Genomic DNA, 12,786 nt, shown 5'->3' on the forward strand with positions numbered 1-12,786 from the left:
CGCCGCATGACGGTTCTCTACAAGGCCAACATGGTGCGCGGCGCCGAATGGGCGCGTTTGTTCGCGGAGCGCGCGCCGCGTCTGCCGTTCCGGCTCTGGCCCGACATCGGCGATCCCGCCGCGGTGCGCTATCTCGTGGCCTGGGTGCCGCCGGACGATATCGCGGCGACCTTTCCGAACCTGGAGCTCGTCTTCTCGGTCGGCGCGGGCGTCGATCAGTTCGATACAACGAAAGTGCCGGCGCACATTCCGCTGGTCCGCATGCTGGAGCCCGGCATCGCCGAGACCATGGTCGAATATGTCACCATGGCCGTGCTGGCCCTGCATCGCGACCTCCTGCATTTCATCAGCCAGCAGAAGGAGCGGGTCTGGCGCGAGATCCGGATCACGCCGGCCAGGCGCCGGCGCGTCGGCGTGATGGGGCTCGGCCAGCTCGGGCAGGCCGTGCTCGATCGCCTCAAGGCATTCGGCTTCCCGCTATCGGGCTGGAATCGCTCGCCGCGCGAGATCGAAGGTGTGACCTGCTACGCGGGCGCAGAAGCGCTGCCCGAATTTCTTGCGCAAGCCGACATTCTCATCTGCCTGTTGCCTCTCACCGACGAGACGCGCGGCATCCTGAACGCGGATCTGTTCGCGCGCTTGCCGCGCGGGGCGGGGCTCGTCAATGTCGGCCGCGGTCCGCATCTCGTCGAGGCTGATTTCCTTGCGGCGCTCGACAGCGGCGCCTTGTCAGCTGCGGTGCTCGACGTCACCGATCCCGAGCCGCTTCCGCCAGGCCATCCGTTCTGGAGCCACCCGCGCATTCTGCTGACGCCGCACAATGCCAGCATGACGACGCCCGACACCGCCGTCGATTTCGTGCTCGACGTCATCGAGCGTCACCGCCGCGGCGAGGAACTGCCGGGGCTCGTTGACCGCACGCGTGGATATTGAGGTGATGATGGGAACGTCGGTGCAGCCACGAGCGCAGTTTACCTCTACCGCTCTTGTCCGCCGAAGCCTTGGCGAAGGCGGATGCGGGAGAGGTCGGCGCGAAGCGCCGGGTGAGGGTTCTCTCCTCTGGGGGGTTCTCGATTGTGGAGACACCCTCTCCCCAACCCTCCCCCGCAAGCGGGGGAGGGGGCGTACCTTCGCTGGCGCACGTGCTGGGGTCTTCGCATGAACACCAGCGCGAGCGTACACGAGCAGGTCATTGCCGAAGCCCCCGTGCTCTCGGTCTCCGGCCTCACCACCTCCTTCATGCTCGAGCGACGATGGATTCCCGTCGTCCGCAACGTCTCCTTCGACGTGGCGCCGCGCGAGACCGTGGCGATCGTCGGCGAGTCCGGTTCGGGCAAGAGCGTGACCGCGCTGTCGATCATGCGGCTCATTCCAAAGGAGATCGGCCGCATCGAGGGACGTGTCACGCTGGCCGGCCGCGATCTGCTGACGCTGCCGGAAGCGCGCATGAAGGATATCCGCGGCAACGATGTCGCCATGATCTTCCAAGAGCCGATGACGAGCCTCAATCCGGTGCTCACCATCGGCTTCCAGATTGCGGAAGCGCTGATCCAGCATCGCGGCCTGTCGCGCGCGGCGGCGGAGGCCGAGACCATCCGCCTGCTCGATCGTGTCCGCATTCCGGCGGCGCAATCGCGCTTCCACGAGCATCCGCATCGCTTCTCCGGCGGCATGCGCCAGCGCGTGATGATCGCGATGGCGCTGGCCTGCAGGCCGAAGCTCCTGATCGCGGACGAGCCGACCACCGCGCTCGACGTCACGATCCAGGCCCAGATCCTCGAGCTCTTGAAAGAGCTCCAGCAGGAAGAGGGGATGTCGATCCTCTTCATCACCCACGACATGGGCGTGGTCGCCGAGATCGCGGACCGCACCGTGGTGATGTATGGCGGCCAGGCGGTGGAGACGGATACGACCGCGCGCATCTTCGAAACGCCCTCGCATCCCTACACCCGCGCGCTGCTCGCCGCGGTGCCGCGGCTCGGCTCGATGGACGGCCGCGCGCGGCCGATGCGGTTTCCGATCGTCGACAAGGTGACGGGCAGCTCGGACGAGCCGGCGGAGACGCCCGACACCGTCTCGACGGCCGAGCGGCCGCTGCTCGAAGTCGCTGGCCTCACCACGCGCTTTCCGATCCGTTCCGGATTGTTCGGCAAGGTCTCGGGTCGCGTCCATGCGGTCGAGAACGTCTCCTTCACCTTGCGGGCCGGGGAGACGCTGGCGCTGGTCGGCGAATCCGGTTGCGGCAAGTCGACCACGGGACGCTCGATCCTCAAGCTGACGGAGCCGGACAGCGGCACCGTGCTGATCGATGGCCAGGACGTCCTCGCCATGAATGGCCGCGCCTTGCGCGACGTTCGAAAGCACATGCAGATCGTCTTTCAGGATCCGTTCGCGAGCCTCAATCCGCGCATGTCGGTGGGAACGGCGATTGCTGCGCCACTGCTCGCCAACGGCCTCGCTTCGGCCTCGCAGGCGCGCGACAAGGTCGCCGACCTCCTCCTGCGCGTGGGTCTTGCCGCCGACATGGCGGCGCGTTTTCCGCACGAATTCTCAGGCGGCCAGCGCCAGCGCATCTGCATCGCGCGTGCGCTCGCGCTTGGGCCGAAGCTGATTGTCGCGGATGAGGCGGTCTCCGCGCTCGACGTCTCGGTCAAGGCGCAGGTCGTCAATCTGATGCTCGACCTGCAGGCCAGCATGGGCCTTGCCTATCTCTTTATTTCCCACGACATCGCGGTCGTCGAGCGCATGAGCCACCGCGTCGCGGTGATGTATCTCGGCGAGATCGTCGAGATCGGCCCGCGCGCATCCGTGTTCGGCAATCCCCAGCATCCCTATACCAAGAAGCTGATGGCCGCCGTGCCGGTGCCCGATCCGTCGCGTCGCGGCACGCGGCGCGACGTGTCGAACGACGAGATCAGAAGTCCCGTGCGTGCGCCCGATTACCAGCCGCCGGTGCGGCAATATCGCGAAGTCTCGCCCGGCCACGTCGTCCAGGTCTGGGGCGAGGAATGGTCGGGCTGAGGCGCGAGCTCCACATGTCCTCCGGAAATCGTGAGCGGATGGAGCGACAGGGAACAGCGGCATGTGAACCGCTTCATACTCCATCACTCTCTTTCTGAACTATCACTTCCGCAAGAAATTGCCCCACCCGGACCTGATTGACGAACACGGGTGATATGCAATGCCTGCGCAGCCGCGTGCTCGCAGCTTTGGGTTGGCTCCTCGTCTCGCTCACGAGCAAGCCAGCCCCATCACTCAGCACAGATTTTTCAGGAATTGGAATCAAGGGCATCGAGAAACGCGTCCTGGCAGCCTCCATTCGGGTCGGCCGGTAGGCTGCCACTTACTCAGAAGGAGCCCCCAATGAAGATAAGCAGCGCATTTTCCAACGCATTTTCCCTCACAAGGCACGTCGGCAGTCTTCGGATCCCTCGTTCCCGTCTGATCAAGTCGGCCCATCTCCTTGAAAGAATTGGACTGGCAGCCGTTGGAGCCTCTTGCGGCCTCTATGTGGGTGCGACCCTGTTGCGTCAGAAAGGCGGACTGTTTGAAAGCGGCTGGATCGTGCTGATAACAATGCTCTACGGAGCTCTCAGTTATTATGTCGGCATCGACTTGGCCGGCAATGTCGCACGGAAGTCGAGATCGAGCATCTCGGAAGAATGGAACGGTTCCGAGCCGGCGGAGATCATGAGTGCAGCCGGAACGTTCGGCGCAGCGATCGCTGCGACTCTGTCCGTCAGCATCCTTGTCCTTGATCAAAATCTGCCCAACGGCCTGATCGCCTTTGTAGCCGGCTGTTGGGTGGTTGGTTCTTCGCTTCAGGTTGCGGCGGGCACGATGGCTCGCAACGACGAAGCGCCCATCAACGAGCAATGAAGGACGTGCGCTCACGGAAAAGCGTCCGCTTGACATCGTACGTCAGCACAAGCCGCAGTGTTGGTTTGGCTTCAGGTCTGGAATGAGCAATGACGACTCATCGCAACCTCTGCTGTCCAACGCTGCGCGCCAGCGATGTTTGGTAGCGCAGCCGTTTGTATTGAGCAGCATCCCGATCGAAACCGTACCGGTACTGAGTAACCTAGATTTTCGCGCAACAAACAAGACGTGCCATCATTGCGGCGTTGGGATATTCTCCCGCGCGGCCGTGGTCCAGAATTCTGCTAACTGCCAGTCATAAGATCGGTGGGAGCCATGCAGATTGCGGAGTGGCTCGAGAAGCTGGGGCTTGGGCAATACGCGGAGCGTTTTGCCCAGAATGGCATCGACGTGGGCATCCTCCCCGAACTGATGGACGAGGACTTCGACAAGCTCGGGGTCCTGCTCGGTCATCGCCGCAAGATGCTGCGCGCCATTGCCGAGCTCGATCCAGCCGCGTTGATCGCGTCGCCGTCTCCTCCTCACGACGCCGAGCGGCGCCACCTCACCGTTATGTTTTGCGATCTGGTCGGATCCACTGCACTCTCAGCGCGTCTCGATCCCGAGGATCTGTGGGAAGTGATCCGGGCCTACCGCGTCGCATGCGCGCGCGTCATCGCCGCTTATGACGGCAGGATAGCCAGGTTCGTCGGTGACGGAATCCTCGTCTACTTCGGTTATCCGCGCGCCCACGAAGATGATGCGGAGCGCGCAGTGCGAGCGGGCCTCGATATCATCGCTGCGATCTGCCAGCTCAAGACAGGCGCGGGCGAACGGGTTGAACTTCGGATCGCAATTGCCACCGGGCTCGTGGTGGTCGGCGACCTCATCAGCGGAGACGCGTCAGAGGAACACGCGACCATCGGCGATGCGCCAAACCTCGCTGCGCGGCTGCAGAGTCTGGCGGAGCCGGGGGCGGTCGTCGTTGCTTCATCGACGCGCCGGCTACTGGGCGATCTCTTCACCTTCCGCAATCTCGGCCGGCGCGAGGTCAAGGGGATAAGCGAGCCCATCGCGGTCTGGGCGGTGGAAGGAGCGAGCGCGTCGGAGAGCCGCTTCGAGGCGGTCCGCGCCGCGCGCTCGATCGGCTTTGTCGGCCGCAAGGACGAGATCGAATTCATTCTCTCGCGCCAGCGGGAGGCATGGCAGGGCTTGGGCCAGATCGTATTGATTTCCGGCGAAGCGGGCATCGGCAAGTCGCGCATCGTGGCAACATTGTCCGAAAGCCCCTCGCTGGGGACACACCGTCGGGTGCGGTATCAGTGTTCGCCTTATCACACCAACAGCGCACTTCATCCCTTTGTCGCGCAGCTCGAGCGCGCCGCCGGAATTCGCTTGCACGACACGCCGGAACAGAAGCTCGGCAAGCTCGAGGCCATGCTGGCGCTGGGAACCCAGCAGGTCGCCCGAGCAACCCCGCTGATCGCGGCTCTGCTTTCGATTCCCATTGGCGACCATTACCCGCCCCTCGGATTGAGCCCGGCGCAGCAGCGGAGACAGACGTTTGCCGCCCTTCTCGATCAGCTTGAGGGATTGGCGCGAGGCCAGCCTCTGCTGCTCATCTGCGAGGATATGCATTGGGCCGATGCCACGACGCTCGAACTGTTCGATCTCGCGGTCGATCGGATCAGGGCCCTGCCGATACTTGTGCTCATGACATCCCGGCCGGAGTTCGAGCCCTCCTGGTCGGGCCTTGCCAACGTCAGTCTGTTGCGGCTCGACCGGCTCGACCGGCAGGACACGCGCGCGCTGGTAGAGCAGGTGGTCGTCGGCCGCCAGCTGCCACGCGAGATGATGAAGCAGATCATCGACAAGACCGATGGCGTCCCGCTGTTCGTCGAGGAATTGACCAAGATGGTGCTGGAGTCCGGCTTGCTCGTCGAGGATGCCGGACGCTACCGGCTGAACAGTCCGCTGCCGCCGCTTGCCATCCCCGCGACGCTGCAGGATTCGCTGATGGCGCGGCTCGACCGGCTCGCTCCGGTCAAGGAGGTGGCACAGATAGGCGCGGCCATCGGCCGCGACTTTTCGTACGCGCTGCTGAAGACCGTGGCAGGACGCGATGATCTGACCCTGAGCGCTGCGCTGGCACAGCTTGAAGAGGCCGAATTGCTCTTGCGCCGTGGGACTCCGCCCGAGGCAAATTATAGTTTCAAGCACGCCCTCGTTCAGGAAGCGGCCTACGAGAGCCTGCTCAAGAGCAAACGGCAGGTGCTTCACACGCGAATTGGCGAGATCCTGCGCGAGAACTTTCCAGCCGTTGCCGAGACCGAGCCGGAAGTCCTGGCGCATCACTTCACTGAGGCGGGGCTGAGCGAGGCCGCCCTCGAATGGTGGCGCAAGGCGGGCCAGCAGGCACTGAAACGCTCGGCCTATTCCGAGGCGATCGCGCATCTCGGCAAGGCCATTGCGATCGCCGATCAGTTGCCTGACGAGCCGCGCCGGATGATGAGCAGGCTGCATCTTCAAATCGCATATGGTCGTGCACTCAGGGGCAGCCTCGGTCATAGTGCTCCCGAGACGGTCGCGGCATGGACGCGTGCGCGCCAGTTCGCAGCCGACATCGATGATCCCGTCGAGCTGGCGCCGGTGCATTCGGGACTCTTCAATGCCTGCCTGACGCATGGCGAACTCGCTCCGATGCGGGAGCTGGCGGACGCCATCAGGAGCGCCGCTGACCGACGACCGGACTCGCCGGTGGCCGCCGTCGTTGCCCATTGGGCAGGCGGCGTCACCTGCTGGTTCGCCGGCGATTACTTGAATGCGAGAACGCATCTCGAGCGGGCGCTGGCGATCTATGGTGCCGAGCCGGATCCCGCGACCTTCAGGGCTTCGGCGCTGGATCTGCCGTTCGTGATCATGAGATTTCTTGCCCTGGTGCTCTGGCCGTTGGGCAGCACCGCTCGTGCGCGCGAGCTCGCCGCGGAAGCGGTGGGTGCTCCGGCAGAAAAACGAGCGCTGTCCCAGGCCAACGCGCTGGTTCATCGCGCAGTGTTCGACGGGGTATGCGGGGGCATGTTGCAGCAAACAGAGACGATCCTGGCGCTCGGTCTCGCGCGCGACCACACGATGCCGCTATATGTGGCCGCGGGCACCTACCTGAATGGCCTGGCCAAGTGGCGTGCCGGCGACCGAATGGCCGGACTGGCGGACATGCGTCACGGCTGGACCTCGCTGCGCGAGAACGATTGCTATCTCTGCGAACCGTTTTGGGGGATGCATGTCGCTGTCGCGAATGCGGAGCTGGGCGAAATCGAGACCGGGCTGGACATCCTGGACGAATTGATCGCCGGGACAGGCCAGTCCGGCCAGCATTGGCTTGATGCCGAGCTGCATCGTGTCCGCGGTAAACTCCTGTCGCGCCATGATCCTTCGGACGAACCCAGTGCCGAAGACGCCCTCGCGCGAGCGCTGGAAATCGCGCGACACCAGCAGGCCAGGACTTTCGAGCTGCGCAGCGCGCTCGAACTTGCACGGCTGCACAAGTCAAATGGCCGAGCAGATGCGATATCCCGGGTGCTCGATCCCGTGCTCGCTGAATTCGAGGCGGAGCGAAATCTTCCGGAGTTCGTCGAAGCCAGGGAGCTGCTCACGCAGGCGGATGAGGCACGTGACGCTTCCCCTGGCCGGGCGTCTTGGGGCAGGGGATGACGCTCACGAATTGACGTGCACGAAATCCCGCAAGAGCGGATAGATCTCGTTGTTCCAGCGCCGGCCCGAGAACACGCCGTAATGGCCGACGCCGGCCTGCATGTGGTGGACGCGCCGATAGGCGCGCACGCCGGTGCAGAGGTCTTGCGCGGCCAGCGTCTGGCCGATCGAGCAGATGTCGTCCTTCTCGCCCTCGACCGTCATCAGCCCCATGCGGCTGACCGCCCTGGTGTTCACGGGACGGCCGCGATGCATCAGCCTGCCCTGCGGCAACAGGTGCTCCTGGAACACGTCGCGCACGGTCTCGATGTAGAACTCGGCCGGCAGGTCCATCACGGCGAAATATTCGTCGTAGAAGGTCTTGATGGTCGCGGCCTTGTCCTTCTCGCCCTTGGCGATGTGGTTGGCGAGGTCGAGATGCTGCTTGATGTGGCGCTCGAGATTCATCGAGACGAACGCGGTGAGCTGCACGAAGCCGGGATAGACTTTGCGCAGGGCGCCGCGGCATTGCATCGGCACGTAGTTGATCAGGTTGCGCTCGAACCATTCGATCGGCTTGCTCTTGGCGAAGTCGTTGACCCGGGTCGGCTGGATCCGCGTGTCGATCGGGCCGGCCATCAGCGTCAGCGTCGCCGGGCGCGAGGGATGGTTGTCCTCGCACATGATCGCGGCGGCCGCGAGCGCCGAGACCGAGGGCTGGCAGATCGCGACCATGTGCGGGCGCGGCCCGAGCTGGCCTAGGAAGTCGATCAGATGCTCGGTGTAGTCGTCGAGCCCGAAGCGGCCTTCGCTGCGCGGAATGTCGCGCGGATTGTGCCAGTCGGTGATGTAGACGTCGTGGTCCTGCAGCAGCGTCTGCACGGTGCCGCGCAAGAGCGTGGCGAAATGGCCGGACATCGGCGCCACCAGCAGCATGCGCGGCTGCTCGCCGACGCCGTCCTTCTTGAAGTGCAGCAGCGAGCCGAACGGCGTCGCGTAGGCGATCTCCTCGGCGACGGCCACTTCGCGATTTCCCACCATCACGCGCTCGATGCCGTAGGCCGGCCGGTGATACGTCAGGGTCGAGCGCGAGATCAGCTCCAGCGCGGCCGAGAGCCGGCCAACGAGCTGATCCGACATGCCCTGCGGCACCAGGTTGAGAAACCTGAGCGCGGACGAGGCCCCCGCGCGCCACGGCGCCGTCAGGTCCATGTGGTTCTGAAAGGCCTGATAATTCATCGACATCATAACTGAACGCCCACCCGTCCCGCGGTGCCATGCAATAACGACGCCAAACCGGTGGCCGGACCGCCCGCAAAATTGGCACGTCGCTTGCTGTTCACCTCAGGCAGGCACGTCCGCGAGCCGGCGGAGAGGCGGGACCAGGGAAGGGGCCATATGGCAAAGGCGACACTGACCATCAGCAGCAAGAATTATTCGTCCTGGTCGCTGCGCGGCTGGTTGCTGGCGAAATTCTCCGGGCTCGATTTCGAGGAGATCGTCACCGCGCCGGACGATCCGTCGGCGCGCGCGGAAATCCTGTTGCTGTCCTCGTCGATCCTGGTGCCGTGCCTGCGGCACGAGGGCGCCGTGGTCTGGGATACGCTGGCGATCGCCGAATATCTCAACGAGGTGATGCCGTCGGCCGGCCTGTTGCCCGATGACCGCATCCAGCGCGCCCATTGCCGCTCGATCTGCGGCGAAATCCATTCCGGCTTCACCACGCTGCGCGCCTCGCTGCCGGTGAATCTGAAGGGACGTTTTCCCGGCTTCAAGATCTGGTCGCGCGCGCAGGCCGATATCGACCGCGTCTCGTCGATCTGGCGCGACTGCCTGGAGCGGTCGGGCGGCCCCTTCCTGTTCGGCGCGCAGCGCACCATGGCGGATGCGATGTACGCGCCCGTGGTGACGCGCTTCGTCACCTACGACGTCAAGCTGGAGCCGCCGCTGAAGGGCTATGCCGACACCATCATGGCGATGCCCGAGATGCAGGAATGGATCGCTGCGGCACGGGAGGAGCCGGCCGAGATCGAGGAGCTCGAGGTCGAATATTAGGCAGGCGAGCGCGGCCCTGCCTGTTTCGGGGGCGGTGCCGGGCGGGTCGGCCTGAGCCGGCTATACCCTTGTCAGGATTAACCTTTGGCGCTCCCGCGCGGCCGAGGCCGTTCGCCCGCCGCACAGATATTGTACGCACCTGCACAGCTGCATCGACATCTAGCCGTGAACAGGTGCGTACACGGCCAACCGGCTGATTCGGACGCGATTCGTTCGGGCCGCGTTCCGTTCGTTAAAGCGGAGCGCGGCGCCGTTGCATTTTGGAACAGATATGGGTTTCAGGCGGCCCCGCGCTGCTTCACGCGCGGCAGGCGCCAGCCGATGACGGTGGCCTCGACCGCAATGCCGGCCTCGTGGTTCTGCCAGCGTCCCTCGACATAGCGACAGGCGAACGGCAATTGATACGTTCCGCTATGGTCCTCGCACAGCACTTCGAGCGCCAGGCCCGGCGGCGGTTCTCCGGCGCCGTCGAATTCCGCCAGTCGTCTATCGCGCGTTGCCATTCCGAAAATCTCCCCTAAACAAAGCCGCGGAAAGAGCGCCCACTTCTTCCGCATGCGGATCATCGTTCCCCGTCCGAGGGAACGGCGCAAGCTCAACGCGAGAATGCGGTACGAGTGTGGTAGCCTTTGCCGGCTATGCGCAAAAAGCGCACATTGCCGTGATCGATCGGACGAGGAACTTTTCATGCTGCTTCGAGGTGCCGGCATTTGTTTCGCGATATTGCTGCTCGCAACGCTAGCGCATGCGCCGGTGCACGCGCAGGACGTGCCCGGCATCGAGATCTGCACGGTCGAGAAGACCATGGAGCGGCGCACCTCCTGCCTGCAGAGCAATGTCGACTTCCTGCAGAAGACGATCACCAAGCTCAATCTCGATCATCAGCAGAAGCTGGACGCCGCCAACCGTCAGATCGACGCGCTGAAGGCGAACCTCGCCGGCCTGCAGAAGACGCTTCTCGATCTCCAGGCCGCCCAGGCGAAGACGGCCGAGGATCTGAAGAAGAAGCAGGACGTGCCGCCGGCCAAGGACGCCGCGAAATAAGCTTGGCCATCACGTCACGCGATAGCGCTCCATCACGCCGGGGTCGGGCTCGTAGCCGAGCCCGGGTCCCGAGGGCACCGCGACGTGGCCGGTAGCATCGGCATCCGCACGGCCGCCCCAGAGGCAGGCCTCGCGCTTGAGGTGAAACATCTCGACCAGCCCGTCGTCGCGTGTCGCCAGCAGATGCAGCGTCGCGAGCAGGCCCGGCCCGAAATAGGGGGAGTGCGGCACGATCTTGACGCCGCGCCGATCGGCCAGTGCCGCGACCTTCACAAATTCCGTGATGCCGCCGACCTTGGTCACCGAGGGCTGGGCGTGGCTGACCGCGCCCGCCTCCATCATCTGGCGGAATTGATAGTCCGTGCAGGCATTCTCGCCGGCGGCGATGTCGAGCCCGCCTTTGCTGCGGACCTCGGCCAGCGCGGCAAAGTCCTCCGGCGGCCAGACCGGCTCCTCCAGAAACATCGGCCGCGCGTCGCGGCACGTCTGCGCAAACGCGATCGCCTGCGCGGCCGTGAGCGGGCAGTTCATGTCGACCATCAGCGGAATGCTTGGTCCGATCGCCTCGCGTGCGGCGAACGCCGCAGGCGCCGTGGTCTCGTGCAGCTTGATCGCACCATAGCCGAGTGCGAGCGCCTTCCGGCATTCGGCGGCGATGTTGTCGGGCGTACCGATCCGCAGCAGGCTCGCGTAAGCCGGAATGGCCGTGCGCCTGGTCTCGCCGAGCAGGCGATGCACCGGCACGCCCTCGATCTTGGCGGCAAGGTCCCAGAGCGCGATGTCGAGCCCCGAGATCGCGAACATGGTGATGCCGTAGCGGCCGAACAGATGCAGGTTGCGCTGGATCTGCTCCATGACGGCGGGGATACCGGCGGCATCCGGCACCTTCAGCCCGCGGGCCTGCGGTGCGATCATCTCCTCGACCGCGCTGCGCGTGGTGCGCGGGCAGACATAGGCGAAAGCGTCGCCCCAGCCGGTCAGTCCCGCATCGGTCAAGACCTCGACCAGCACCATGTCGAGGGCGGTGATTGCGGAGGCGCCCTGGCGGAAGCTGGCGACACCGGCGTCATAGGGGATGCGGATATGGTGCGCCCGCACATCGGTGATTTCCATGACGCGGTTCCTCCGTGCTTTCTGGTGAGCGGTTCCCTGGGAAATGTAACCGTGAACCGCCGGGCGTTGCCAGTGGCCATTCCCGGTCTATCCTCATGCCGGGACAGCAATGCCGATCAAGCGGAGCGGCCGACGGCATGCGCATCATGGCCGCGCTTCGAACGAGGGTTGAGCCGCCATGAATCCAGCGCAGCGCGCGCTCTGGTATATCGAGAGTCATCTGGCCGAGCCGATGACGCTGGATGACATCGCCGCGGTCTCGGGCGTGTCGCGGTTCCACATCGTGCGGGCGTTTGCCGCAGCCACGGGTCTTCCGGTGATCCGTTACGTGCGCGCCCGCCGGCTGACGGAGGCCGCGCGCAGCCTCGCGAACGGCGCGCCCGACATCCTGTCGCTGGCGCTGGAGGCGGATTACGGCTCGCACGAAGCATTCACCCGCGCGTTCCGCGACCAGTTCGGTGCCACACCCGAAGCGGTGAGGGCGGCAACGTGCGCCAGCCACCTCAAGCTTCAGGAGCCGATCCTCATGGATTCCACCATGCTCGACCATCTCGCCCCGCCGCGTTTCGAAACCGCAAAAGCCTTCCTCGTCGCCGGTCCAGCCGAGCGCATCTCCTGCGACAACGGCGCCATGATCCCGGGCCTGTGGCGGCGCTTCCATCAGGAGGTCGCCGACATTGCCGCACGTGTCGGCCAAGGGAAAGACCAAGTCGCATACGGCGTCTGCTGCAATGGCGACGATGCCGGCAATTTCGACTACATCGCCGGCGTCGAGGTCGCCGATTTCTCCGACCTGCCGCGACGCTTCGGTCGCATCCGCATTCCCGAGCAGCGCTATGCGGTGTTCACCCATACCGATCACGTCGCCTCCATCCGACGCACCGTCAACACGATCTGGAATCAGTGGCTGCCGGCATCGGGTCTTGAGGCGGCGGACGCGCCGAACTTCGAGCGCTACGGCGAGGCCTTCGATCCCATAACCGGCAATGGCGGCTTCGAGATCTGGCTGCCGGTGAGGGAGTAGAT

Annotated in this window: 10 protein-coding genes; 7 read left to right on the forward strand and 3 right to left on the reverse strand. The window is 64.9% G+C overall.

Features of this window, described 5'->3' with window-relative positions; all coding sequences use genetic code 11:
• Positions 1–6 precede the first annotated feature (6 nt).
• The 4 genes from D6B98_RS01470 (at position 7) to D6B98_RS01490 (ending at position 7,569) form a co-directional block, all read left to right on the forward strand.
• Positions 7–933 (forward strand): 2-hydroxyacid dehydrogenase, encoded by a 927-nt coding sequence (locus D6B98_RS01470; RefSeq protein WP_126255176.1) that lies wholly within the window; start codon positions 7–9, stop codon positions 931–933.
• A gap of 225 nt (positions 934–1,158) precedes the next feature.
• Positions 1,159–3,021, forward strand: a complete 1,863-nt coding sequence (locus D6B98_RS01480; RefSeq protein ID WP_126255177.1) for an ABC transporter ATP-binding protein — start codon at positions 1,159–1,161, stop codon at positions 3,019–3,021.
• 342 nt (positions 3,022–3,363) lie between these two features.
• Positions 3,364–3,879: a hypothetical protein gene (locus D6B98_RS01485; protein ID WP_126255178.1), complete on the forward strand. Its 516-nt coding sequence runs from the start codon at positions 3,364–3,366 to the stop codon at positions 3,877–3,879.
• A 315-nt stretch (positions 3,880–4,194) separates the two neighbouring features.
• Entirely contained in the window at positions 4,195–7,569 is a 3,375-nt protein-coding gene (locus tag D6B98_RS01490; protein WP_164718315.1) for an AAA family ATPase, read from the forward strand.
• Between the two features lie 3 nt (positions 7,570–7,572).
• Here the strand turns inward: D6B98_RS01490 and D6B98_RS01495 are convergent, their stop codons facing one another.
• On the reverse strand, positions 7,573–8,796 hold the full coding sequence (locus D6B98_RS01495; protein WP_126255180.1) for a polyhydroxyalkanoate depolymerase: 1,224 nt from the start codon (positions 8,794–8,796) through the stop codon (positions 7,573–7,575).
• Between the two features lie 150 nt (positions 8,797–8,946).
• Here D6B98_RS01495 and D6B98_RS01500 point away from each other — a divergent pair, with 150 nt between their 5' ends.
• Positions 8,947–9,603: a glutathione S-transferase family protein gene (locus D6B98_RS01500; RefSeq protein ID WP_126255181.1), complete on the forward strand. Its 657-nt coding sequence runs from the start codon at positions 8,947–8,949 to the stop codon at positions 9,601–9,603.
• Between the two features lie 278 nt (positions 9,604–9,881).
• Here D6B98_RS01500 and D6B98_RS01505 read toward each other — a convergent pair whose 3' ends face one another.
• Positions 9,882–10,106, reverse strand: coding sequence for a hypothetical protein (locus D6B98_RS01505; RefSeq protein WP_028138161.1), 225 nt, complete (start codon positions 10,104–10,106; stop codon positions 9,882–9,884).
• A gap of 184 nt (positions 10,107–10,290) precedes the next feature.
• Between D6B98_RS01505 and D6B98_RS01510 the strand changes: the two genes are divergently transcribed.
• Positions 10,291–10,647 carry a coiled-coil domain-containing protein gene (locus D6B98_RS01510; protein ID WP_126255182.1) on the forward strand — a complete coding sequence of 119 codons (357 nt, stop codon included), beginning with the start codon at positions 10,291–10,293 and terminating at the stop codon, positions 10,645–10,647.
• 9 nt (positions 10,648–10,656) lie between these two features.
• On the opposite strand, the gene D6B98_RS01515 is transcribed toward D6B98_RS01510, so the two are convergent.
• Positions 10,657–11,760: a mandelate racemase/muconate lactonizing enzyme family protein gene (locus D6B98_RS01515; protein WP_126255183.1), complete on the reverse strand. Its 1,104-nt coding sequence runs from the start codon at positions 11,758–11,760 to the stop codon at positions 10,657–10,659.
• 178 nt (positions 11,761–11,938) lie between these two features.
• Between D6B98_RS01515 and D6B98_RS01520 the strand changes: the two genes are divergently transcribed.
• Entirely contained in the window at positions 11,939–12,784 is an 846-nt protein-coding gene (locus tag D6B98_RS01520) for an AraC family transcriptional regulator (RefSeq protein ID WP_126255184.1), read from the forward strand.
• Positions 12,785–12,786 lie beyond the last annotated feature (2 nt).

Source organism: Bradyrhizobium sp. LVM 105 (assembly GCF_003957705.1).
GTDB classification, from domain to species: Bacteria; Pseudomonadota; Alphaproteobacteria; order Rhizobiales; family Xanthobacteraceae; genus Bradyrhizobium; species Bradyrhizobium frederickii.

What these genes read in the sequence shown, in the direction of transcription:
- D6B98_RS01470 (WP_126255176.1), top strand. Translation starts at nt 7, where the DNA reads ATGACGGTTCTCTACAAGGCCAACATGGTGCGCGGCGCCGAATGGGCG.
- D6B98_RS01480 (WP_126255177.1), top strand. Translation starts at nt 1,159, where the DNA reads ATGAACACCAGCGCGAGCGTACACGAGCAGGTCATTGCCGAAGCCCCC.
- D6B98_RS01485 (WP_126255178.1), top strand. Translation starts at nt 3,364, where the DNA reads ATGAAGATAAGCAGCGCATTTTCCAACGCATTTTCCCTCACAAGGCAC.
- D6B98_RS01490 (WP_164718315.1), top strand. Translation starts at nt 4,195, where the DNA reads ATGCAGATTGCGGAGTGGCTCGAGAAGCTGGGGCTTGGGCAATACGCG.
- D6B98_RS01495 (WP_126255180.1), bottom strand. Translation starts at nt 8,796, where the DNA reads ATGATGTCGATGAATTATCAGGCCTTTCAGAACCACATGGACCTGACG.
- D6B98_RS01500 (WP_126255181.1), top strand. Translation starts at nt 8,947, where the DNA reads ATGGCAAAGGCGACACTGACCATCAGCAGCAAGAATTATTCGTCCTGG.
- D6B98_RS01505 (WP_028138161.1), bottom strand. Translation starts at nt 10,106, where the DNA reads ATGGCAACGCGCGATAGACGACTGGCGGAATTCGACGGCGCCGGAGAA.
- D6B98_RS01510 (WP_126255182.1), top strand. Translation starts at nt 10,291, where the DNA reads ATGCTGCTTCGAGGTGCCGGCATTTGTTTCGCGATATTGCTGCTCGCA.
- D6B98_RS01515 (WP_126255183.1), bottom strand. Translation starts at nt 11,760, where the DNA reads ATGGAAATCACCGATGTGCGGGCGCACCATATCCGCATCCCCTATGAC.
- D6B98_RS01520 (WP_126255184.1), top strand. Translation starts at nt 11,939, where the DNA reads ATGAATCCAGCGCAGCGCGCGCTCTGGTATATCGAGAGTCATCTGGCC.